The organism is Oleomonas cavernae, from assembly GCF_003590945.1.
Lineage (GTDB): Bacteria > Pseudomonadota > Alphaproteobacteria > Zavarziniales > Zavarziniaceae > Zavarzinia > Zavarzinia cavernae.
In genome coordinates this window covers 189,343-212,624 of record NZ_QYUK01000008.1, presented here as the reverse complement: position 1 = coordinate 212,624, position 23,282 = coordinate 189,343, and the positions used below count along the sequence as shown (strand labels likewise).

21 protein-coding genes are annotated in these 23,282 nt (G+C 66.9%); 15 read left to right on the top strand and 6 right to left on the bottom strand.

The window, feature by feature from the left end:
• Nucleotides 1–153: 153 nt before the first annotated feature.
• From D3874_RS01260 to D3874_RS27775, 3 genes are all read right to left on the bottom strand, one after another.
• Entirely contained in the window at nt 154–1,371 is a 1,218-nt protein-coding gene (locus D3874_RS01260; RefSeq protein WP_158595762.1) for a polysaccharide pyruvyl transferase family protein, read from the bottom strand.
• Between the two features lie 178 nt (nt 1,372–1,549).
• A complete protein-coding gene (locus D3874_RS01255; protein WP_119775611.1) occupies nt 1,550–2,350 on the bottom strand; it encodes a class I SAM-dependent methyltransferase in 801 nt (266 codons plus the stop codon).
• The gene (locus D3874_RS27775; protein ID WP_147385476.1) at nt 2,311–2,820 is read right to left on the bottom strand and encodes a methyltransferase domain-containing protein; all 510 of its coding nucleotides are present in this window, start codon (nt 2,818–2,820) and stop codon (nt 2,311–2,313) included. Before D3874_RS27775 ends, D3874_RS01255 begins: the two co-directional genes overlap by 40 nt.
• A gap of 182 nt (nt 2,821–3,002) precedes the next feature.
• On the opposite strand from D3874_RS27775, the gene D3874_RS01250 reads away from it, so the two are divergent.
• The 7 genes from D3874_RS01250 to D3874_RS01220 all read left to right on the top strand — a co-directional run bounded on the left by D3874_RS01250 (nt 3,003) and on the right by D3874_RS01220 (nt 13,404).
• Complete coding sequence (locus D3874_RS01250; RefSeq protein ID WP_119775609.1) at nt 3,003–5,264, top strand: GSCFA domain-containing protein; 2,262 nt, start codon at nt 3,003–3,005, stop codon at nt 5,262–5,264.
• A gap of 371 nt (nt 5,265–5,635) precedes the next feature.
• Nucleotides 5,636–6,418 carry an ABC transporter permease gene (locus tag D3874_RS01245; RefSeq protein WP_119775607.1) on the top strand — a complete coding sequence of 261 codons (783 nt, stop codon included), beginning with the start codon at nt 5,636–5,638 and terminating at the stop codon, nt 6,416–6,418.
• A complete protein-coding gene (locus D3874_RS01240; protein ID WP_119775605.1) occupies nt 6,415–7,116 on the top strand; it encodes an ATP-binding cassette domain-containing protein in 702 nt (233 codons plus the stop codon). The genes D3874_RS01245 and D3874_RS01240 overlap by 4 nt, the downstream gene beginning before the upstream one ends.
• Nucleotides 7,064–8,353: a hypothetical protein gene (locus D3874_RS01235; RefSeq protein WP_147385475.1), complete on the top strand. Its 1,290-nt coding sequence runs from the start codon at nt 7,064–7,066 to the stop codon at nt 8,351–8,353. Before D3874_RS01240 ends, D3874_RS01235 begins: the two co-directional genes overlap by 53 nt.
• 24 nt (nt 8,354–8,377) lie before the next feature.
• A complete protein-coding gene (locus tag D3874_RS01230; protein ID WP_119775600.1) occupies nt 8,378–9,385 on the top strand; it encodes a polysaccharide pyruvyl transferase family protein in 1,008 nt (335 codons plus the stop codon).
• A 530-nt stretch (nt 9,386–9,915) separates the two neighbouring features.
• Nucleotides 9,916–11,577, top strand: coding sequence for a polysaccharide biosynthesis/export family protein (locus D3874_RS01225; protein WP_158595761.1), 1,662 nt, complete (start codon nt 9,916–9,918; stop codon nt 11,575–11,577).
• 72 nt (nt 11,578–11,649) lie between these two features.
• Complete coding sequence (locus D3874_RS01220) at nt 11,650–13,404, top strand: polysaccharide pyruvyl transferase family protein (RefSeq protein ID WP_119775595.1); 1,755 nt, start codon at nt 11,650–11,652, stop codon at nt 13,402–13,404.
• A gap of 31 nt (nt 13,405–13,435) precedes the next feature.
• Here the strand turns inward: D3874_RS01220 and D3874_RS01215 are convergent, their stop codons facing one another.
• The 3 genes from D3874_RS01215 to acnA all read right to left on the bottom strand — a co-directional run bounded on the left by D3874_RS01215 (nt 13,436) and on the right by acnA (nt 17,230).
• The gene (locus D3874_RS01215) at nt 13,436–13,801 is read right to left on the bottom strand and encodes an HNH endonuclease (protein WP_119775593.1); all 366 of its coding nucleotides are present in this window, start codon (nt 13,799–13,801) and stop codon (nt 13,436–13,438) included.
• Nucleotides 13,783–14,091: a hypothetical protein gene (locus tag D3874_RS01210; protein ID WP_147385474.1), complete on the bottom strand. Its 309-nt coding sequence runs from the start codon at nt 14,089–14,091 to the stop codon at nt 13,783–13,785. The genes D3874_RS01215 and D3874_RS01210 overlap by 19 nt, the downstream gene beginning before the upstream one ends.
• Before the next feature lie 427 nt (nt 14,092–14,518).
• Nucleotides 14,519–17,230, bottom strand: a complete 2,712-nt coding sequence (acnA, locus tag D3874_RS01205) for an aconitate hydratase AcnA (RefSeq protein WP_456306387.1) — start codon at nt 17,228–17,230, stop codon at nt 14,519–14,521.
• A 207-nt stretch (nt 17,231–17,437) separates the two neighbouring features.
• Between acnA and D3874_RS01200 the strand changes: the two genes are divergently transcribed.
• The 8 genes from D3874_RS01200 (at nt 17,438) to D3874_RS01170 (ending at nt 23,277) form a co-directional block, all read left to right on the top strand.
• Nucleotides 17,438–18,205 carry a crotonase/enoyl-CoA hydratase family protein gene (locus tag D3874_RS01200; protein ID WP_119775585.1) on the top strand — a complete coding sequence of 256 codons (768 nt, stop codon included), beginning with the start codon at nt 17,438–17,440 and terminating at the stop codon, nt 18,203–18,205.
• A 1-nt stretch (nt 18,206) separates the two neighbouring features.
• Nucleotides 18,207–18,803 carry a heme ABC exporter ATP-binding protein CcmA gene (gene ccmA, locus D3874_RS01195; RefSeq protein ID WP_119775583.1) on the top strand — a complete coding sequence of 199 codons (597 nt, stop codon included), beginning with the start codon at nt 18,207–18,209 and terminating at the stop codon, nt 18,801–18,803.
• Nucleotides 18,804–19,131: 328 nt separating this feature from the next.
• The gene (locus D3874_RS31465) at nt 19,132–19,437 is read left to right on the top strand and encodes a heme exporter protein CcmB (RefSeq protein WP_338016677.1); all 306 of its coding nucleotides are present in this window, start codon (nt 19,132–19,134) and stop codon (nt 19,435–19,437) included.
• Nucleotides 19,434–19,823 (top strand): heme exporter protein CcmB, encoded by a 390-nt coding sequence (locus tag D3874_RS31460; RefSeq protein WP_338016676.1) that lies wholly within the window; start codon nt 19,434–19,436, stop codon nt 19,821–19,823. Before D3874_RS31465 ends, D3874_RS31460 begins: the two co-directional genes overlap by 4 nt.
• Before the next feature lie 54 nt (nt 19,824–19,877).
• A complete protein-coding gene (locus D3874_RS01185; protein ID WP_408899950.1) occupies nt 19,878–20,606 on the top strand; it encodes a heme ABC transporter permease in 729 nt (242 codons plus the stop codon).
• 6 nt (nt 20,607–20,612) lie between these two features.
• Nucleotides 20,613–20,816: a heme exporter protein CcmD gene (gene ccmD, locus D3874_RS01180; RefSeq protein WP_119775580.1), complete on the top strand. Its 204-nt coding sequence runs from the start codon at nt 20,613–20,615 to the stop codon at nt 20,814–20,816.
• Complete coding sequence (gene ccmE / locus D3874_RS01175) at nt 20,813–21,304, top strand: cytochrome c maturation protein CcmE (protein WP_119775578.1); 492 nt, start codon at nt 20,813–20,815, stop codon at nt 21,302–21,304. Before ccmD ends, ccmE begins: the two co-directional genes overlap by 4 nt.
• Nucleotides 21,301–23,277, top strand: coding sequence for a heme lyase CcmF/NrfE family subunit (locus D3874_RS01170; RefSeq protein WP_119775575.1), 1,977 nt, complete (start codon nt 21,301–21,303; stop codon nt 23,275–23,277). The genes ccmE and D3874_RS01170 overlap by 4 nt, the downstream gene beginning before the upstream one ends.
• The last annotated feature ends 5 nt before the right edge of the window (nt 23,278–23,282 follow it).

Sequence of the window (23,282 nt, the reverse complement as noted above, 5' to 3'; positions counted from 1 at the left end):
CGGCAGGCTGCGTCCTTCGAGACGCCACGCTTCGCATGGCTCCTTAGGATAAGGAGAGTCTTTCTGCCATAAAGATTCTCCTCATCCTGAGGAGGGCGCGCAGCGCCCGTCTCGAAGGACGCACCATCGGCCTGCCATTGAAGATCTGACCGATTACACTTTGCCTTTGGCCGCCAGTTTCTCGCGGCGCTTTTCCTCGCGCTTGAGGCGGCGTTTTTCTTCCCGTGCGGCTTCGTCGGCCTCGGTCTGGGCCTGCGAGACCGCCAGCGTGCGGCCGCCGGCGGTGGCGCCCGCCCAGTGGCCTTCGGTGCCCCGCGCGGGCAGTTCCTCGGCCGGGGTGCCCAGGATCTGGCGGACGTAACCCATCTGGGACTTCAGCCGCTCGTAATAGTCGGGCGCGAAATCTTTGACCGTGACCTTGGTGTTGAAATCGTCGCCGTAAGCCTCGATCGCCTCGTTCACCGAATAATAGAAGGGCAGGCCCACTTCCTCGGTGAAGAAGACGTTCTTGCGATTGAGGATGTGGCGGCCGTCCGCCATGATCTTGGGGTCGATGGCGAAGGTCGGCGTGTGGGCGGTCATCGACAGGATCAGCGTGTGCAGGCGCCCGACGCTGACCACGAAATCGGCTTCCTTGATCAGGCCCTTCACCTGGCGCGGGTCGTGCCAGACGTTCTCGATGATCGACGGGCGAATGTGCGGGAAGTGGTCCAGGAACTTGCGGTCCTCGGGCGCGAAGGGCAGGTAGCGCACCTTGTGGCCCTGGCGCTCCAGGTACTTGTGCAGGGCGAGCATGTCGCGCCGGTGCTCGTCGCCCGGCGGCTCGCCGAAGGCGCGGATGGTGATCAGGGCGCCGCCGCGCTTGTCCTTGGGCGGCTCGATCACGCCCAGCCCCAGGGCCCAGTCGGCGCCGTGATGCACCGGGATGTTGTTCTTGCGCAGATTGTCGATCGACTTGACCGTGCGCACCGACAGGAAATCCAGCCGGTCGTAGATCGCAAAGCGGATGTGGTCGGCCGGCAGGCGCGGCTTCAGCGAGGCATCGATGCCGCTGATCAGCGTCTTCTTGCGGGCATCCATGGCGGTCAGCAGGAACTGGCCGGAAAAGCCGAAGGCGAGCGAGCCGCCGCCGATGTGGATCCCGGCCACGTCCTGGCCGTAGAGCCGCGGGATCTCATCGTAGTTGATGATCTCGCACTCGGTATAGGGATACCACTTGTGGAAATCCGGGTGAGCGTTCTTGTGCTCGATCGGCACGATGATGTTGTACTGGTCCTTCAGCAGTTCGTACTGAACATGCAGGAATGCTTCGTCCCCGGCATTGCCGCGCGCAAAGAAGCCCAGGAGGACGACGGATTTTTCATGCTTCACGAGAGGCCTCGCTGGTTTTGACCACAAGCTTGCCATGCGGCCGACGATCGATGGAACAGCCATGCCCGCAGTCCTCCGGACCCGATCGGTGCAGCGCCGCTAGCTCGTTGATTATCCGGGGTTTTGGGCCGCGTGTCGACGCGACTATGCGCCGCCGGAAATGGCTGGGTGCATGAGGTCAGGCATTCGTGCCGGGCGCCCGGTCGCCATCGACCCGGAGGGTCTCGGCGCCATTCTCGGCGACCAGCGGAGGATGAGGCAGATCGCGCCACCAGGGGGGTGGATTGGCGACAGGCTCTGGAAAGGCCAAATACACCAACTGTCGGTTGCCGAAAGGCAGGCGTCGCGCGATGACAAAACCGCTTTCCGCCAAGACCGACTCGAAAGCATCGGTGTCCAGGGTGTTTGTCCACTTTGCATAGCGGAGGCTGTCGTGGCGTCGCCTTTCGGCCACGTTGTAGGAGCAGAGGATCGGACGTGCGCGCGCCGCGATCCGCCGCAAATGTGCCGCAGGATCCTGCACATATTCGAGCACGCCGAGAAAGCACACCAGATCCACCGCATCGATCCATTCGGCGGGCAAGGGTGCGGCATCGAGGTCGTGCACTTGGGTGCGATGGTCGCGCGGGGCCATATCGACGGGCAGATAATGGCGCGGTCGGGCGTGCTTCTCGAAATACATACCGCCGCAACCCACGTCCATGATTGCCAAGCCTTTCGGAATAAGCGTAGCGGCGAGTTCCGAGCGCTGATCCCAGTTGCGTGACGGGTGCCAGCCGTCGGGCGAAATCTGCGCGATGTATTTCTCGATCTGCCGGTCGCCCCGCTTGCGCCGCTGCTTGACGAACCGACGGGCCTCGTTGCTGAACCACCAGGGGTTGATCGACCGCGCGTCGGACGGAAGCAGCATGTAGGTGAGCAACTGGCCGCCGGCGAAGATCAGGCGAAAGCCAATGTCGAAGCCTGCCGCCTTGGCCATGGCTTCGAATTCTGCCGGGCTGTACTCGCGGCGCCATGCCGGCAACGACTGATATGGAAACCGGGTGTAGGCGTTTGTCCAATGGGTGCAGACAAGGGGCGACCGATGGCGGCAACGCGCGAGAAGAGGGGGGCTGGATCATCCAGATACTCGACAACCTGTGTCATTATCACAAGGTTGGCAGCGCGAATGAGGTGGTCGGGCGGTATTCCCGCGTTTAGATCGAAATAACTTATCTCGTCGGTCGGCGGTGCAATGTCGAGCCCGACATAGGAGCGGCAATTGTGATGTTCACGCATATTTCCCTGGCCGCAGCCAAGGTCAAGAATATCGGACTCGGGCGGAATAAAATACTCCGCCAGCCGCGTTGAGTTCGTATCAATATTGGGAATCCTGATACGTTCTAGCGGACCGTCTTCAATAAATTCTGCTAAATATTTATCCTCGATAATAGACGGCATCGCAGTCATGTGTAATCCTGTGGGCGGCACCATGAAGATGGTTTCACTTGTCTCGAAATTGACACAAGGTCCCGCCTAATCGCGGTGCCGCGGAGCGCTTTCAAATTAGCGATGAACTGTTACAAACGGCTGTCAGTTGGTGCGGTAATCGGCCCTGATTGGGCGGTTGAGGTCGGGTTGTTGGGGGTAGCATGATCGAGCAGCATGAAATACCGGCGGACGAAGCTCTAATCGTCACCGATGAGGATGGCGAGGTCGTCGGCGACACGGGCACCGAGGTCGTGGTCGACGGCCGCAAGATCAGTGTCGGCAACACATTCTTTCGCGGCGAAAGCACCATTTTCTACCCCACCCGCGACGAGTTGCGCAAACCGGAAGGGATCGGGCGCTACTTCCTTAGCGGCTGGGTGCCGGCGGTTTCCAGCGCCCGCCCTGGCGAGCAGGTCCTCGTCCTGGGCTGCGACATCGTGTCCGACCTGCTGCGCGCGGCGCAGGCCCATGGCCTGACCAGCACGGGGCTGCCGGGCGCGCTCGATGGCGGCATCGCGCATGTTCACGGCCTGCGCCGGGTGCTGGCGGCCGCGCTGGACCAGGCGGCCGATCCGGTGTTGGGCCTCGATGATCAGGACCTGGCGGCCCTGCGGGCGGTGGTCGGGTGTGCCGAGACCATCGTGCTGTGTCCCGGCCAATCCCAGTACCACGTCTCGCAACAGCCGGTGCAACACCTCCACCTGGCGCCGTACCTGGCCGGCGGGGCCGGGCCGGGTGTGGTCGATTGCCTCACCGCCACCCATGCCGAGACTGTCGCCGATCTGGCGGCATGCTATCGCTTGTTGCGTCAGGCCCGGCCGCAGGCGCAGATCGTCCTGGCCGTGTCGCCCCTGCCACTGGCGCAGAACCTGTCGTCCTTCGGGCCCCTGGTCGCCTCGATCGCGAGCAAGTCGACTGTGCGCAGCGCCGTCGACGACTTCTACCGCCAGGCCCGGCCGGGCGACGACCGGCTGCATTATTTCCCGGCTTTCGAACTGGTGCAGACCGGCCTGAACTACCCGTTCCTGGCCGATCGGCGCAGCCTGGCCCCGCATGCGCTGGCCCTGCTGGGCACGGCCTTTGCCCGCGCATTTGCCTTAGGCGTCGACGACGATGCCCTGGCCGCCGCCCATGTCGAAGCGAGGCAGGCCGATTTTGCGGCGGGCGAGGCCCTGCGCGCCAATCCGCCGGTGCCCTTGGCTACAGCGCCCCACCCGCTTGCCTGGCCCGACGAGGCGGCCATGGCGGCCGACACCACGCTGGAGCATGCGGTCCTGAAGGGGCTGATGCCGGCGGCGCCCTTCGTCAACGCCGACCGCACCCTGATCGCCTTCGGCAGTTGCTTTGCCAACAACATCAGCCGCTACCTGAACACGATCGGTTACAATGTGGCGACCAGGCGGGATGCGATCGCCTATGTCTCGCGCATGGGTGACGGCATCGTCAACACCTTCGCCATCCGCCAGCAGTTCGAATGGGCCTGGGAGGGCAAGGTGCCCCAGGTCGAGCTGTGGCACGACTACAAGGCGACCGAGTTCGGCTATGACGAGGGCATTCGCCTGCGCACCCGCGAACTGTTCGACATGGGCGATGTCTTCATCATCACCCTGGGGCTCTCGGAAGTCTGGTACGACGAGCCCACGGGCGAGGTCTTCTGGCGCGCCGTCCCGGCCGACAAATACGACCCCGGCCGCCACAAGTTCCGCATGATCAGCCAGGCCGAAAGCCTGGAGAACCTCCATGCCATCTACCGCCTGATCCGCGCCCACCGGCCGGCGGCCAAGATTGTCTTCACCGTCTCGCCGATTCCCCTGATGGCGACCTTCCGCGGGGCGGCGACCATCGTTGCCAGCGCGGTCTCCAAGGCGATCCTGCGCAGCGCGGTCGACGAATTCTTCCAGGCCCACCAGGCGGCCGATCCCGAGCTTTACTATTTCCCGGCCTATGAGGTGGTGACCGGCTGCTTCCACGAGCCGTTCACCCCCGACCTGCGCCACCCGTTCCTGCACACGATCCTGCTGAACATGAAGATGTTCGAGCGCTATTTCTGCGACAGCGGCTTGGGCGATGCCCAGATCGCCGAATTCCTGGCCGAGGTGCGCTACCGCGACCTGGCCCTCAACGGCGCCGATCGCCCGCTGGTCATGGCCCGGATCAAGGAAGAGGCCGACGAATGGCGCGGCGACGGCAAGGTGCCCTGCATCGAGTCGGTCGCCCGCCTGAAAGCGCGCGACGACGTGATCGCCGCCCGGGCGAAGGAGCGCGACGAGGCGACGGCGCTGCGTCAGCAGGAACTGACGGCCAAACGAGACGAGGCCCTGGCCGCCCGCGAGGCGGCGGCCGAGGAACGGCGCAAGGCGGCCGAACAGCGCCGGCTCGAGGCCGAGGCGGCGCGCGCCGCTCGGGCGCGGCCGGCCCGGTGAGCAATCGCGCCCAACTGCGGCGAGAGGCCGCGGCGACCCGCCAGCAGCGCCGGCAGGCCCAGGCGGCCTTGCGCCGCGCGGCCGGTGGGCGGGGCGCGCCGGGGGCAGGTATTCCGCGGCCCGGGGCTGGCGGCGGCGGGCCGGGGCGGTTGCTCGCGGGCCTGTTGCGATTGGTTCTGCGCCTGTTTCGCTGAGGGGCGTCGCGCGCCGAGGTTATGCTGCACTGCCATATTTCGGCCGCGATCGGCCGGATACTCCTTGCCGAAAGAAGCAATTAGCCGAATAAAGACAAACGGTTGGTGCCGCCGTGACGGGGGTGCCGCCAGAGCGGCCGCGGGGGTCGACATTGCGATGGTGGCATTTGCCTGCAGATGAATGACGCGCTGAACGCCATCCAGAACCAGTTGCGGGTGCTGAGCGCGGTGATTTTTCGCGAGGCCAAGGCACGTCTGGGGCTGAACTTCATCGGCCTGTGGACCGAGTTCGGCCGCCTCTCGATCGCCATCGCTATTTTCTCGGGCATCCGCTATTTCAGCGGCGGCGGCATCCACCGCGGCATGGAGATCATCCCCTTCATCGCGACCGGCGTGCTGTTGTTCTGGATGTTCCGGCGCACCCTGTTGTTTGTCTCGTCGACCTCGATGTCGGCCGATCGTTATGCCTTCTTCCCCCAGGTCACCATGCTCGACATTGCGATCGGGCGCGGCATCGTGAATGTCGTCCTCTACATCATCCTGTCCTTCGCCACCTTCGGCGTCTTTCGCCTGGTAGGTGTGTCGGAGCCGATCTTCCGTCCGGCCTATGTCGCCATGCTGCTGGTGGTCGCGGGCCTCTACGGCACTTTTGCCGGCATCATCCTGAATGCCTTGTTCACGCGGATCCGCATCCTGCGCCCGATCCTCCAGGTTGTCCTGCGCATCCTGATGATCACCAGCGGCGTGTTCTTCGTCATCCCGGAAATTCCCCATTTCCTGCACGACTACGCCCTGTGGAATCCGCTGCTCCACCTCAACGACCTGATGCGCCAGGAATATTTCGGCAAGTACCAGGCGGAGCTGGCCAGCTTCGGCTATGTCATGCGCTGGCTGGTCGGCCTTGTCCTGTTTGCCGTGATTGCCGAGCGGGCCGCCCGCAGCCGGGCGGCGCTGTCATGAACGCGCCCTTCACCCCGCCGGCCAAGGTCGCCGCCTTCGAGGGCGTGACGGTCCAGTACTATGAACGCGGCCATATCAGGACGGCCCTTCACGACGTCAGCCTGACGATCCGCGGCGGCGAAAGCGTCGCCATTCTGGGCACCAAGGGTTCGGGCAAGTCGACCTTCATCCGCCTGCTCGCCAATCTGGAAACGCCGATGGTGGGCCGGGTCGCCCATCACAACATGAGCGTGAGCTGGCCGGTCTGGGCGCGCACCGGGCTGATCCGCGGCATGACCGTGCGCGACAATATCCGCTTCACCGCCCAGCTCTACGGCCGCTCGCCGCCCCAGGTCATCCGCAGCGTCGACGACTTCGTTCACCTGGGCAGAAACATGGATGTATTGCTGGGGGCGCTGCCTTCGAGCACTATGGCCAAGGTAATGTTCGCGACCGCGGTGGCCTTGAACTTCGATTGCTACCCGATCGATGGCTGGCTTGTTACCCATGACCACGAATTCCGCCGCAAGGCCGAGGCCGCTCTGCAAGATCTCAGGTCCAGGGCATCGCTCGTTCTTGCAACCAGCCGCACGAATTTCGTGCATCATTTCTGTGACGTGGCCTACGTCCTTCACCAAGGTGTGTTGACGCCATATGACACAATCGATGAAGCCATCCGCACCTTCCGAGCGTATTCGGCGAGCGCCGAGACCGCCTAGGCCCGACCGCGAGGTCGAGCCCGACGACGGTTTCGGCGACGATTTCGGCGACGGCGACGAGCCGGGCGAGGCCCGCCCACGCCAGGTTGCGATAACCCATCTGCCGATGGCGGAGAGCCGGGAGGCGATCCGCCGCGGCAAGATCCGCTCGGCGATCTTCAGCCTGCTGGTGCTGGTTGTGCCGACGCTGATCTCGGCGGTCTACATCTACGGCTATGCCTCCGATGTCTACCAGGTCGACACGCTGTTCCAGGTCCGCACCTCCTATGACGCCGGCGGCATGGGCGGTGGCGGCAAGGGCGCGCTCAGCTTCCTCAAGGGCGGCTCGGTCATGGGCCGCGCGATGGACGAGTCGTTCTCGGTGGTGCGCTACATCGAATCGCGCAATGCCATGGACAAACTTCAAGGCGCCCTCGACCTGCGCAAGGCCTTCACGGACGAGTCGGTGGATTCCTATTCCCGGCTCGACGCCAACGCCGACGGGGAGGCGTTCTACGGCTATTACAACGACATGGTCAGCATCTACTTCGACGAAGTCAGCGGCATGATCAACCTCGAGACCCGGGCCTTCGATGCCGACCTGGCCTACAAGATGGCGACGGGCCTGGCCAAGCAGGGCGAGGACCTGATCAACCAGTTCAACACCCGCTCCGAGACCGACCTGACGGCGCTCGCCCGTAACGAGCTGAAAGACGCCGAGCAGCGGATGCGCGATGCCGAAGTGGCGCTGACCCGGTTCCGCAACGAGCACGGCTCGCTCGACCCTTCCGCGACCTCGGCCTCGGTCAACTCGATCATTTCGACGTTGAAAGGCCAGGCGGCGGCGATCGAGGCGGAAATGCGCGCCATAACCGACATTTCCCACGGCGAGGTGCCGCGCCTGGCCGAATTGCGCAACAAGCTGGCCGGCCTGCGCGAGCAGATCAAGATCGAGGAGTCGCGGCTGACCGGCGGCGCCGATTCCTGGGCGGCGCAGATCGAGGAATACAGCATCCTGACGCTGCAGGCCGAACTGGCCAAGCAGTCCTATGCCAATGCCCAGACCGGCCTCGATTCGGCCCTGGTCGAGGCGCGCCGTCAAAAGCTCTACGTGGTCGACGTGGTTTCGCCCATGCAGCCCAAGGAGGCGCGCCTGCCTTACCGCGCCCAGACGGTGTTCTTCACCTTCCTCAGCGCACTGGTCGCCCTGGTCATCGGGCGGCTGGTATGGGCGGGTGTTCGTGACCACATGGTCTGACCCCACCAGGCCGCCGCGGTTCCGATGATGCGCCTTGGCCGTCTGTTCCGCCGCGAGACGGTGGCGCCGGCCGCCGATGCGGCGGTGCGGGTCGCCTGGGCGGCGGCTACCGCGCAGGTGCCTTTCGCCAATCTGGGCGATGCGCTGAGCCCGGTGATTGTCGCGGCCCTGACCGGCGTCGCCGTCGCCCATGCCGATTTCGACGAACCCGTCGAGCGGCTGGCGGCGGTCGGTACCATCGGCCATGCCCTGCGCGGGGGCCTGGTGCATCTTTGGGGCACCGGCCTCGACCGCAACCTCTGGCCCAAGAACGAGGGCGGCGATCTGCGCCGCGCGCCGGCGCCGGGCTTTCGTGTCCACGCCACCCGGGGGCCGCTGACCCGCGCCGTGCTGATGGAAGCCGGGCTCGACGCGCCTGCGGTTTACGGCGACCCGGTGCTGCTGCTGCCGCATCTGTTCGCCCTGACGCCCAGGTCGCAATACGAACTCGGGGTCATCCCCCACCTGTCGGAACTCGACCGCCAAGGCCCCGATGCCCGGCCCAAGGCCGAACATCGGCGCTACCATATCCCGAGCGACGCAGGCGCCACGGTCCGCCTGATCCACACCTGGACCGCACCACGGGTGACGGCGCTGTTCGAGCGCATCGCCGAGATTCTGTCGTGCAGACGCATCCTGACGAAAAGCCTTCACGGCCTGATCATCGCCGAGGCTTTCGGCATCCCGGCGCTCTATATCGGGGCCAGGGGCCGGGGGCCTCGACGTTGCGACCTGGCGCAAGCGGGACATGGCGTGGACCATCGCTTTGCCGATTATTACCTGGGCACGGGGCGGCGGCAGGTGTGGTGCTATGTCCAACGCCAGGCCGAACCTACCGATTGGGCCGATGCCATCGCGGCCGTCGATGCCCATGCCCAGCCCGTGGTTTTTGACCCGGCCCCTTTGATCGACGCCTTCCCGCTGCCGCGTCACTGGTCGGCCCCGTTGCCGACAGCGCCGCTGCCGGATTGGCTCAAGGAGATAGAGCTGTGACCCAAAACCTCGAGTGCCTTGCAGCATTTGCTGCGGACGCAGTATTGTCCGCGCAGTCGAGTGGGGGAGGCTGCCACGCATGAGGACGCGCTTTAGTCGCAAGGCGGTGCCGGCCGTGATCATGGCTGGTGCGGCCCTTTTGCTCGTCGCCTGCGATCCGCCGATCCTGATCCCCGGCGACGCGCCCTGGCGCAGCCCGGGCGAGGTGACGACGCCGGCGGCGGTGCCCGCGGGGGCCTTCGGGACCGCGCCGCTGGTCGACCAGTCCGGCCGGACCTGGCAGCCGCGCGTGGGCCGGTCCTATGTTTCGGCCGCCGGCCATAGCTGCTCGACGGTGGTGCTCACCCCGGCGGGCGGCACCGGTCTGGCGGTTCAGCGTGTCGCCTGCCTGCAGGATGGCGCCTGGACGATCGTGGTCCCGCTGGCGCTCGGCCCGGGGAGGCGGACCCCCGCTTCTCGCCCGTCGCCGATCCCACGGCGCCGCAGGCCGATTCCCAGCAAAGCATACCCTTCCAGCAGCGGAGCCCGTCATGATGGCCGTGATGAGCGCCCCGGTTCGCCGTTTCCTTGCCGGGCTGGCGCTGGCCGTCGCCGTCGGTGCAGGCCCGGCAGCCGCCCAGTCCCTGATTACCGGCGGCCCCGCGGCGCCCGATCCCACCGCGGCGCCCTCGACCGCGGCGGTTTCCACCACCGCGCCCAGCCTGGCCGACCGTCCCTTCGGCGCCGGCCTGTTCATCAACCGCCAGGCCGCGGCCCCGGTCGGCGGCGGCAACCCGCAATACAAGGTGCAGCCGGGCGACCAGGTCCAGGTCCACCTGTTCGGCGCCGTGCAGCAGGACCTGGTGCAGACCGTCGATCCCCAGGGCAACATCTTCATCCCGCAGGTCGGCCCGGTCTCGGTCAAGGGCGTGCCCGCGGGGCAATTGACCAGCGCCATCCAGGAACAGGTCCGTAAGTCCTACCCGTCCGATACGGTGCAGGTCTACAGCACCATCATCGACGCCCGCGCGGTCGGTGTCTTCGTCACCGGCTTCGTCGCCCAGCCAGGCCGCCACATGGGCTCGCCCGCCGACTCGGTGCTCGACTATCTGGTGCGCGCCGGCGGCATTCTCGAGGGCGCCGGCTCCTACCGCGACGTCACCATCAAGCGTGACGGCGGCACCGTCGCCAAGGCCGACCTCTATGACTTCCTGCTCGACGGCGACCTGCCGCCCCTGACGCTGGGCGAAGGCGACACCATCGTGGTCGGCGGCCAGCATCCGGTGGTGAAGGCCGGCGGCGAGGTCCGCAACGAAGCCGTGTTCGAGTTTGCCGGCAAGCAGATGTCGGGGGCCGAACTGGTCACCCTGGCGCGGCCGCTGCCCAGCGTGAACAATGTCTTCGTGACCGGCACGCGCAACGGCATTCCGTCCACCAAGTACCTGACCCTGCAGGAATTCAAGAGCTTCGCCCTGTCCGACCAGGACATCGTGGAGTTCCAGCAGGATTCGATGTCGCCGGTGATCGCGGTCCACCTCGAAGGTTCCTACGAGGGCCAGTCGACCTATGTGGTCTCGAAATCGACCACCCTGCGCCAACTGCTCGAGCACATCCCGATCGATCCCCGGGTCGCCAATTTCGGCGCGGTGCATCTGCGCCGGACGACCGTGGCCGAGCAACAGAAAAAGGCCCTCGATTCCGCCCTCGACCGCTTGCAGCGCAGCGTGCTGACGGCCGTGGTCGAGACCAGCGGCGAGGCGGCCCTGCGCTCGGCCGAGGCGCAGATGGTGCTGTCGTTCATCGACCGCGTGCGCGGCGCCAAGCCCGACGGAACCCTGGTGGTTTCAGACGACCAGGGCCGGGTCGCCGACATCCCGCTCGAGAACGAGGATATCGTCGTCATCCCCAAGGTCTCCTCCACCGTGCTGATCGCCGGCGAAGTGCTGGCGCCGCAGACCCTGGTCTGGAAGCCGGGGGTCACGGCCGAGGAATATGTCGCCCAGGCGGGCAGCTATACCGACCGGGCCGAACGCGGCCGGTTCCTGGTGCAGAAGCCCAATGGCGCCATCCTGCTGATCCCGGACCCGACGGTCCAGGCCGGCGACCAGATCGTCGTGCTGCCCGAGATGGCCTTCAAGGGCTTCCAGTTCATCCAGGATCTGGCCGACGTGATCTTCCGCGTCGCCGGCATCACCCGCTTCCTGGACAATTGATCGCTCCGCCCACCCCGGCTGTCCGGCCGGGGTGGGCGAACCGGGCCTGTCTGCTGAAATCGGAATGTTGTCATGTCGAAGTCGCCTGTAACGGACTATTCGCGCTGGTCGACCGACGAGCATCTCTCGGCCAAATGGGCGGAACGGGCCGATTTCGCCGCGCGTTTCGTGCCGCAGGGCCTGACCGTGATGGATGTCGGCTGCGGCGCCATGCAGTTCGAGCACTCGTCCAAGGCCAGGCTCTACATCCCGGTCGATATCGTCCCGCGCGATGCCCGCACCCGCGTCATCGACCTCAATGCGGCGCCGCTGCCCGACGACTGGATCGACGAGGTGGAACTGGTTTCGTTCCTGGGCGTGCTGGAATACCTGACCGATGCGCAGGAAGTGCTGGCCACCATCGCCCGGCGGGGCGTCGCCGTGCTATGCACCTATAAGAGCCTCGAACTGGCGCCCAACGCCAACCGCCGGGCCAGCGGCTGGGTCAACGACTACTCCTCCAGCGAATTCCGCGCGATGGCCGAGGCGGCGGGCTTTTCCGTGTCGCGCCGAACGCTCTACAAGAACAACCAGCACGTCTATCTGCTGCTGCCCGAACACGAGGTCGAGGACAAGCAGTGGTGGCGCGAGAGCGAGGAAAAGAAACAGGCCAAGCGCGCGGTCAAGCGCGAGGCGCGGCGCCTGGGGCTGGTCGAACAGCGGCCGGTGCTGATGGTCGCGGGCTTCTACGGCCGCGGCAACAGCGGCGACGAGGCCCTGTTCCATGCCATCTACGAGGCCTTCTGCGAGGACTACGACATCTATGTCGCGGTCGACGAGCATGGCGCCTTCCGCGGCTTCTGGGACTGGTATCCCTATACCAAGTGCCGGGTGATCCATCAGACCGACCTGCACGCCTTCTCGGCCAAGCGCACCATTGCCGGTTTCATGATCGGCGGCGGCGGCCTCGCCATCGGCTATGCCGGTAACCTGGTGGTTTCCGCCCGCATGCGCCGCATCCCGACCTTCATCGCCGGCGTCGACCTGCCCGAACTGGCGCCGCCCACCACCGACCCCGAGGAATTGACCAAGCCGATGCTGGCGCGCATCGCCCGCCGCCTGGATGTCGATTTCCTGCGCACCTACCTGGGTGCCTTCGATCACCTGATGGTGCGCACCGAGCGTAGCCTGCGGGTGGCCGGCGAGATCGATCTGCCGGTGTTCCTGGGCGGCGACTGGGCCCTGCGCCTGATCGCCGATACCTCGCCCGACGAGACGCCCAACCCCAAGCGGGCGATCATCGTGCTGCGTGAATTCGCGCTCGAGATCATTCCCTACACCTATGTCCAGAAGATCGAGCGGCTGGTTTTGGGCCTCAAGGAACAGGGCTGGGAGCCGGTCCTGCTGCCGTTCTGCCCGGAAGACGTGCGCAACGCCAAGGAACTGGGCCTCGACAAGCTGGCCCCGACCTGGGAGCACTGGTGGAACCCGCGCCGCATGAAGCAGATCATGGCGCAGAGCGGCCTGGTGATCAGCGTCGGCCGCCTCCATGCGGTGATCTTCGCCGCGCCGTCGTTCGATGTGCCCGTCTGTTCCCTGGCGCCGCCCTTGAAGCTGCCCTCGGGCAAGAAGTCGATCTCGAAAATCGATTCCCTGTGCGCCGACTGGGACATCGACCAGTTCTTCGACGTCGAGGAATTGCTGGCCGCCGCCGCCGAAGGCCGCCTGCGGCCCGCCAGCCGCGAGAAGGTGACCGCCGCCGCCCAGCGCCTGGACGAATCGATCGCGCAAATGAAGGCGATCATGAGCGAGCGCCTGGAAGAGAAGGGCCTGGGCCCGGCCGCCTGAACGATAACCGGATGGTTACCGTCCAGGGTTATTACCGCTCCAGCGTGACGTTCCAATAGTCCTGGTCGGTCATGCCGGAAGGGAAGGCCGGGTTCGTCACGGCCAGTACCCGCTCGTCCGACAGCTCCGGAATGCCCGGAACCTCCGGCCAGAACGGCACGTAGGCGCGCCAAGTGGCCGGCACGCCGCGGGGCGGAAAGCGCCGGGCGATCCGGTTCAACTCGGCGACCGTGGGATGCCACAGGCGGACATGCAGGGTCATGCCGGCCTGCTCCGCCCGCCTGGCGCCTTTGCGCTGGTTGCACGGGAAGCAGGCCAGGGCCGTGTTCAGCCAGCCGCCGCCATAGCCGTCGCACTTGGGCAGGACGTGGTCGAAGGTCACGTCCCGCTGGGGCATGCGCTTGCGGCAATAGGCGCAACGACCCTCGTCCCGGATCCAGATGCCGGCGCGCGACAGGGGGCCGGCGTATCCAGCCGGACATAGGTCTTCTGCACCACCACCGAAGGCAGGTTCAAGGCCAGGTGCTGGCTGTGGACCTTGCGGTTGTAGACCTCGATCACGTCGACGCTGCCCTTGAACATGCCGCGCACGGCGTCGTTCCACGGCATGGTGTGCAGCGGGTAAAGCCCCAGGGGCTGGTAGTCGGCATTCAGGACAAGGGCCGGGTAGGCCGCCATCGGTCTCATCGGGAACTCCTGTCTACAATTCAGTATCCCATGTTCATTGCGGTTCTTGGTCGTTATCGCTCGCGCTGGAGGAATTTCTGCGTCGGGCAAAGAAAAACCCCTCCAGTTCGGGTCCTGGAGGGGTTCTCGAAAATTCGAGGATCGTGGGTCGCCTACCCGCGATCGTACCCTCCACGGCCCAGGCGGCCTGCCCCCATGCCGGCATGGCCGGCGTAGGGCGACAGGCAAAAGGCGACCGGCAACGGCCGGCGGCCGTTCGGTTCCATTTTTGTCTGCGACCAAAGGGCCGGCATGCTGTCGCTCCCAGGGGGCGGGTTGGTTCTGCAGTCGGAATCGCTCAAACTGCCGTCTCGCGTCAAGGAAATTCGCACGCCAGAAAGAAAAGCGCCGGCGCGGTTGCCCGCGCCGGCGCCTGGGAACCAGCCGCTCAGGCGGCTTTCAGCAGGCCGCGCAGCACGTAGTGCAGGATGCCGCCGTTCTTGAAGTATTCGACCTCGTCGACCGTATCGATGCGCAGCAGCAGGGCGATCTCCTTCACCGTGCCGTCGGCCTTGGTGATGCGGCAGGTCACGTCCATGCCCGGGGTCAGCTTCTCGGCAAAGCCCACAAGGTCGATTGTGTCGGTGCCGTCGAAGCCGATCGACTTGCGGTCGGCGCCGTCCTTGAAGACCAGGGGCAGTACGCCCATGCCGACCAGGTTCGAGCGGTGGATGCGCTCGAAGCTCTCGGCGATCACGGCCTTCACGCCCAGCAGGTTGGTGCCCTTGGCCGCCCAGTCGCGCGACGAGCCGGTGCCGTATTCCTTGCCGGCTACGACGACCAGCGGCACGCCCGCCTTCTGGTACTTCATCGAGGCATCGTAGATCGGCTCCACGACGGGTTCCACCTTCTCGCCGGGCTTGCCGTAGTAGGTGGTGACGCCGCCCTCGGTCCCCGGCACCAGCTCGTTCTTGATGCGGATATTGGCGAAGGTGCCGCGCATCATGACTTCGTGGTTGCCGCGGCGGGCACCATACTGGTTGAAGTCGGCCTGGGCGACCTTGTTCTTGACCAGGAACTTGCCGGCCGGGCTGTCCTTCTTGATGTTGCCGGCCGGCGAGATGTGGTCGGTCGTGATCGAGTCGGCGAAGATCGCCAGGATGCGGGCACCGGTAACTTCCGAGATCGCCTTGGGCGCGGCCGGCATCTTCTCGAAATAGGGCGGGTTCTGGATATAGGTCGACTTCTTGTCCCAGGCATAGGTCTGGGAGGCGGTGGTCTTGACCTTCTTCCAGTTGGCGTCGCCGCCGAAGACATCGGCGTACTGGGCGCGGAACTGGGCCGGGGTCACACACTTGCGCACCGTCTCGGTGATCTCGGCGTTGCTGGGCCAGATATCCTTGAGGTACACCGGCTTGTTGCCCTTGCCGTAACCGATCGGATCCTTGGTCAGGTCGATCTTCAAGCTGCCGGCGATGGCATAGGCGACGACGAGCATGGGCGAGGCGAGGTAGTTGGCCTTGACCAGCGGGTTGACGCGGCCCTCGAAGTTGCGGTTGCCCGAGATCACGGCGCCGGCGACCAGGTCGGCCTTGGTCACGGCATCGGCGATCGCCTCGGGCAGCGGGCCCGAATTGCCGATGCAGGTGGTGCAGCCGTAGCCGACCAAGTTGAAGCCCAGCTTGTCCAGGTCCTTGTTGACGCCGGCCTTGGCCAGATAGTCGGTCACGACCTTCGAGCCCGGCGCCAGCGAGGTCTTCACCCAGGGCTTCACCTTCAGGCCGGCGGCGACGGCGTTGCGTGCCAGGAGGCCGGCGCCCAGCATCACGCTGGGGTTCGAGGTGTTGGTGCATGAGGTGATGGCGGCGATGGTCACATGGCCATGGTCCATGGTGAACTTCTGGCCGGCCACCGGGGTCGGCTGGCTTTCCTTGCCGGCCTTGTCGAAGCCCGGCTTGGGCTTCACCAGTTCCTCGGCGAAGTTCGCGGCGACCTGGGACAGCGGCACCCGGTCCTGCGGGCGGCGCGGGCCGGCCAGCGACGGCTCGACCGACGAGATGTCGAGTTCCAGGGTCGAGGAGAACACGGGGTCGGGCGTGCGCGCCGTCCGCCACAGGCCGTTGGCCTTGGCATAGGCCTCGACCAGGGCGACGCGGCCGGGCTTGCGGCCGGTCGATTTCAGGTAGTTGATGGTCTCGGCATCGATGGGGAAGAAGCCGCAGGTGGCACCGTATTCCGGCGCCATGTTGGCGATGGTGGCGCGGTCGGCGAGCGAGAGCTGGTCGAGGCCCGGGCCATAGAATTCGACGAACTTGCCGACCACGCCGTGCTTGCGCAGCATCTGGGTGACGGTCAGCACCAAGTCGGTCGCGGTGTTGCCTTCCTTGAGCTTGCCGGTCAGCTTGAAGCCCACCACTTCGGGGATCAGCATCGAGATCGGCTGGCCCAGCATGGCGGCTTCCGCCTCGATGCCGCCCACGCCCCAGCCCAGCACGGCGAGGCCGTTGACCATGGTGGTGTGGCTGTCGGTACCCACCAGCGTGTCGGGATAGGCGAGCGTGGTGCGGCCTTCCTTGCCCGTCCACACGGTCTGCGCCAGATATTCGAGGTTCACCTGATGGCAGATGCCGGTGCCCGGCGGCACCACGCGGAAATTGTCGAACGCCTGCTGGCCCCAGCGCAGGAAGGCATAACGCTCGGCATTACGCTCGTATTCGAGCTTCACGTTATCCTTGAAGGCGGCCTTGCTGCCGAACTCGTCGACGATCACCGAATGGTCGATGACCAGGTCGACGGGCGAGAGCGGGTTGATCTTGGTGGCGTCGCCGCCCATCGCGGTCATGGCGTCGCGCATCGCGGCCAGGTCGACCACGGCCGGCACGCCGGTGAAGTCCTGCATCAGGACGCGGGCCGGGCGGAAGGCGATCTCGCGGTCCGACCGTTTGTCGACCAGCCACTGAGCGATCGCCTTCACGTCGTCCACGGTCACCGTGGTGCCGTTCTCGTTGCGCAGCAGATTCTCGAGCAGGACCTTGAGGGAGACCGGCAGGCGGGAGAGGTCGCCGAGCTTCTTCTCGGCCGCCTTGATGCTGAAATAATCGTAGGACGATTTGCCCACGGTGAGCTTTTTGCGGGTCTTCAGGCTGTCGAGCGAGGGCACGGAGCAACTCCATGAAAAGGCGAGCGAAAACATGAGACGCGATCGCGGGTGCGATCGGTCGCGTCGATCGCTTGCGAGCATAGTGAGGCGCGCAGCACTCGTGAAGACCCGACGAAGGTCAACAGGGCCGTTCCCCTCGATTTTTCTGGCCCGTCGCGTCGCCTCGCCTATGATGCGGCCGCAATTGGTTCAAGGGAGGGCCGTGGCATGGCCGTGCATGTCGAGACGTCAGGTCCGGTGACCACCGTCATCCTGTCCAGGCCCCAGGCGAAAAATGCCGTCGACCGTCCCACCGCCGAGGCGCTGGCCGATGCCTTCCGTGCCTTCGATGCCGATGACGAGGCGCGTGTCGCCGTGCTGTGGGGCGACCACGGCACCTTCTGCGCCGGCGCCGATCTCAAGGCGGTCGCGCGCGGCGACAATGCCAACCGCACCGAGCCCGACGGCGACGGGCCGATGGGGCCGACCCGGCTGGACCTGTCCAAGCCGGTGATTGCCGCGATCAGCGGCCATGCCGTGGCCGGCGGCCTGGAACTGGCCCTGTGGGCCGACCTGCGCGTGGCCGAGGAGGACGCGGTCATGGGCGTGTTCTGCCGGCGCTGGGGCGTGCCGCTGATCGACGGCGGCACCGTGCGCCTGCCGCGCATCATCGGCCAGGGCCGCGCGCTGGACCTGATCCTGACCGGCCGGGCCGTGGGGGCGGCGGAGGCCTTGTCGATGGGCCTGGTCAACCGGGTCGTGGCCAAGGGCGAGGGGCGCGCTGCGGCCGAAGCGATGGCGGCCGAAATCGCCAAGTTCCCGCAGACCTGCCTGCGCTCGGATCGCCGCTCGGCCTATGAGCAGTGGAACCTCTCGCTCGACTCGGCCCTGCAAAATGAATTCTACATCGGCACCGGCGCCCTCGACGTCGAGGCGGTGATCGGCGCCACCCGGTTCCTGGAAGGCGCCGGGCGCCACGGCGCCGCCGCCGACTGACATGCTGGAAGCGCAGGGCCTGGGCATCATCCGCGGCGAACGGCCGGTCTTCGCCGGCCTCGATTTAGGCGTTGCCGCGGGCGAGGCGCTGGTGCTGCGCGGGCCCAACGGTGCCGGCAAGTCCACCTTGCTGCGCCTGCTGGCCGGGCTGCTGTCGGCCAGCGCCGGCCGCATCACCTGGAACGGCGCCGCCATCGACGAGGACCACGGCCGCCGCCTGCGCTATGCCGGCCACGGCGACGCCCTGAAACCGGCGCTGACCGCCCGGGAGAACCTGGCCTTCTGGGCGCGCTTCGAGGGCGGCGGCGCGGTCGACGGTGCGCTCGACCGCCTGGGCCTCTCGACCCTGGCCGACCTGCCGGCGGGCATCCTGTCGGCCGGCCAGAAGCGGCGCTTAGGGTTGGCCCGGCTGGCGCTCGGCCCGCGGCCGCTCTGGCTGCTGGACGAGCCCACCGTCAGCCTCGACGCCGCCGCCGTCGAGATGCTCGCCGGCCTGATCGCCGACCACCGCGCGGGCGGCGGCATGGTGGTGGTCGCCACCCACGACGGCCTGGCCCTGGAAGACGCCCGGACCCTGGTCCTGGAGAAGGCGTCGTGACGATTGGGCGCCGCAGGCCCCGGCACCCCGCGACGGCCCGATGGATCCCGGATCAAGTCCGGGATGACGACAGAGTGTTAGTTCGTCATTCCAGCGAAAGCTGGAATCCATCTCTCCACCGGCATGGTCTTACCGCATGGGTCCTGAGGTGGGCGGATGGCGTGGTTCGACAGGCTCACCATGAGGGGAATCTTTTTGCCACAAAGGTTTTCCTCATCCTGAGCCTGTCGAAGGACGCAGGATATTGCTGCAAGCCCCAATGGATCCCGGATCAAGTCCGGGATGACGATTTGTGTTTATGGCGTCATTCCGGCGAAGGCCGGAATCCATGGGTCAGCCCGCGTGGTCTGCCCGCATGAGCGCCTTCCTCGCCATCCTGCACCGCGACCTGCGCCTGGCCTTTGCCCAGGGCGGCAGCGTGGGGCTGGTCGTCGGATTCTTCGTCATCGCCGCCACGCTGTTCCCGCTCGCGGCGGGGCCGGAGCGGGAGGAGCTGGCGCAGGTCGCCCCGGCCGTGATCTGGATCGGCGCCCTGCTCGCCACCCTCCTGTCGCTCGACCGGCTGTTCCAGGCCGACCTGGAGGACGGCAGCCTCGACCTGCTGCTGCTGGGGGCGGGCCGGTCAGCCTGGTGATCCTGGCCAAGTGCCTGGCGCACTGGCTCTCCACCGGCCTGCCGCTGGTGCTGGTCAGCCCGCTGCTGGGCCTGCTGCTGGGCCTGGACGGGGCGGGGATCGTCATTCTGGTGGCGACCCTGGCCCTGGGGACGCCGACCCTGTCGCTGATCGGGGCGGTGGGGGCGGCCTTGACCGTCGGGGTGCGCCGGGCCGGCATCCTGATCGCGATTCTGGTTCTGCCGCTCTATGTGCCGGTGCTCATCTTCGGCGCCGGCGCCGTGGGGCTCGCCAGCCTTGGCCTCGAAACCGGCCCCAGCCTTGCCTTGCTGGGGGCACTTTTGCTGGTCAGCCTGCCGGTCGGGACCGTCGGGGCCGCTGCGGCACTGCGCCTCGCTGTACTTTAAGATGATCCAGATCATGTTGTTGCGGGGCGCGCGGAGAGATAAACCAATCCCATCATGCTGACGCGCCTGGCCAACCCGACCCGCTTCCTGCGCCTTGCCGACGCCGTCCTGCCCTGGACCGGCGGGCTGACCCTGCTCGCCTTCGCGGTGGGGCTGGTGTGGGGGCTGGGCTTTGCCCCGCCGGACTACCAGCAGGGCGATACGGTGCGGATCATGTTCGTCCATGTGCCCGCCGCCTGGCTTGCCATGTTCGGCTACAGCTTCATGGCGATCGCCAGCTTCGTCGCCCTGGTGTGGAAGCACCCGCTGGCCGACATCGCGGCCAAGAGCGCCGCGCCCCTGGGCGCCGGCTTCTGCCTGGTCGCCCTGGTCACCGGCTCGCTGTGGGGCCAGCCGATGTGGGGAACCTGGTGGGTGTGGGATGCCAGGCTGACCTCGATGCTGGTGCTGTTCTTCCTCTACGTCGGCTATATTGCCTTGTGGTCGGCGATCGAGGAGCCGGAGCGGGCGGCCAAGGCGGCGGCGATCCTGGCCATTGTCGGCGCCGTCAACGTGCCCATCGTCAAGTTCTCGGTCGACTGGTGGTCGACCCTGCACCAGCCGGCCTCGGTCATGCGCCTGGGCGGTTCGGCCATCGACGGCTCGATCCTGTGGCCCCTGTTCATCAATGCCCTGGCCTTCCAGCTCTACTTCGTCACCGTCCTGCTGTGGCGGATGAAGGCCGAGCTGGTGGCCCGCCGCGTCCGCGCCCTGACCCTGGGCCTGGCGGCGCAGGAAGGCTGAGCGGCCATGGACCGGATCGCCGACTTCCTCGCCATGGGCGGCTATGCCGGTTTCGTCTGGCCGGCCTTTGCCGTGACCTTCATCGTGGTGATCGCCCTGGCCGTCTCGAGCCGGCGCGCCCTGAAACGGGCCGAGGCGCGGCTGGCGGCCCTGGAAGCGGTCAGGCCCGCCCGCCGGCGCCGGGCCGCACAGCCCAAGGATGCGGCATGACCCCGCGCAAGCGCCGCCGCCTGATCTTCGGCCTGGCCGGCCTTGCCTGCGTGGCCACCGCCGCGGCCTTGGTGCTGTCGTCCCTGGGCGACCAGCTCGTGTTCTTCCTCTCGCCCACCGAGATCGTCGCCAAGGCGCCGCCGCCGACCCAGCGCATCCGCATCGGCGGCCTGGTCGAGCAGGGCTCGGTCTCGCGCAGCGAGGATGGCGGCACCGTCACCTTCCGCGTTACCGACCTCACCACCAGCGTGCCCGTGACCTACCGCGGCATGCTGCCGGCCCTGTTCCGCGAGGGCCAGGGCGTGGTGGCCGAAGGCACGCGGCAGCCCGACGGCTCGGTCAAGGCCGACCAGGTCCTGGCCAAGCACGACGAGACCTACATGCCCAAGGAAGTGGTCGAGGCCTTGAAGGCGTCCGGCCGCTGGAAGGAAGGCGACCCGATACCGGCCACCGCTCATCCGGGCACCGAGGGAGCGCCCAAGCCATGATCGCCGAACTGGGCCATTTTGCCCTGATCCTCGCCTTCCTGGTGGCGCTGGTCCAGGGCACCATCCCGCTGATCGGCGCGGCGCGCGGCCACGTGCCCTCGATGCGCCTGGCCGATACCGCGGCGGTGCTGCAGTTCGCCCTGGTGGTCGGCGCCTTCGCCGCCCTGATGCACGCCTATGTGACCTCCGACTTCTCGGTCGCCAACGTCTTCGCCAACAGCCATTCGGCCAAGCCGCTGCTCTACAAGATCACCGGGGTGTGGGCCAACCACGAGGGTTCGCTGCTGCTGTGGGCCCTGATGCTGACCCTGTTCGGCGCCATGGTCGCCCTGTTCGGGCGCAACCTGCCCGATGGCTTCCGCGCCCGTGCCCTGGCCGTGCAGGGGCTGATCGGCGTGGGCTTCATCGCCTTCATGATCTTCACCTCCAATCCCTTCGCCCGCCTCGACCCGGCGCCCCTGGAGGGGGAGGGGCTGAACCCCCTGCTGCAAGACCCCGGCCTGGCCTTCCACCCGCCGTTCCTGTACCTGGGCTACGTCGGCATTTCGATCGCCTTCTCCTTCGCCGTCGCCGCCCTGATCGAGGGGCGCGTGCCGCCCTCCTGGGCGCGCTGGGTGCGGCCCTGGACCCTGGCGGCCTGGGCGTCGCTCACCATCGGCATCAGCGGCGGCTCCTACTGGGCCTATTACGAACTGGGCTGGGGCGGCTTCTGGTTCTGGGATCCGGTCGAGAATGCCTCGCTGATGCCCTGGCTGGCGGCGACCGCGCTGCTCCATTCCGCGGTCGTGGTCGAGAAGCGCGACACGCTGAAATCCTGGACCATCCTGCTCGCCATCATCGCCTTCTCGCTCAGCCTGCTCGGCACCTTCCTGGTGCGCTCGGGCGTGCTGACCTCGGTCCATGCCTTCGCCTCCGATCCCGCGCGCGGCCTGTTCATCCTGGCGTTCCTGCTGGCGGTGACCGGCGGCGCCCTGACGCTCTACGCCATCCGGGCGCCCGCCCTGAAACCTGGTGGGTTCTTCGAGACGATCAGCCGCGAGGGCGCCCTGGTGCTGAACAACCTGCTGCTGGCGACCGCCACGGCGACGGTGCTGCTGGGCACCCTTTATCCGCTGATCCTCGACGTGGTGGGCGGGGCCAAGGTCTCGGTCGGGCCGCCCTATTTCAATGCGACCTTCCTGCCCCTGATGGCGCCGCTGGTGGTGGCCCTGGGTGTCGGGCCGATGCTGTCGTGGAAGCGGGCGGACCTGGGTGGCGTGCTGGCCCGGCTCAAGTTCGTCGCCCTGGTCGCGGTAGGTGTTCCGCTCGTCATCCTGTGGGCCACCGGCGAGGCGCCGGTTCTGTCGATCCTGGCCTTTATCGCTGCCTTCTTTCTGGCCGGCGGCGTGCTGGTCGAACTGGCGGAGCGGGTGCGCCTGCGCCAGTTGGGGCCGCTGGGTGCCCTGCGCCGCCTGCTCACCCTGCCGCGCGGTGCCGTCGGCATGACGCTTGCCCATCTGGGCATGGCCGTTTCGGTCTTCGGCATCGCCGCGGCCTCGGGCTTCACCGAGGAACACCTGAAGATCCTGGCGGTGGGCGACAAGGTGCTGGCGGGCGGCTATGAGCTCACCTTCGAGGGGGTGGGCGAGATCCCGGGGGCGAACTATACCTCGGTGCAGGGCCGCTTCCATGTGACCTATGGCGGGGCCGATTTGGGCACCATGCTGCCCGAGACGCGCCGCTTCACCGCCCCGCCGACGGAAACGACCGAGGCGGCGATCCGGCCGACGATCCTGGGCGATCTCTATGTCGTGGTCGGCGAGCCCAGCGGCCGGGGCTTTGCCACGCGGATCTATTGGAAGCCCTTCGTCATGTGGATCTGGGGCGGCGGCCTGATGATGGCCCTGGGCGGCCTGGTCTCGCTCTCGGACCGGCGGCTGCGCGTCGGCGCGCCCAAGCGCCGGCCGGCGACCGTGCCCGTGGCGGCCGAGTAATTGGC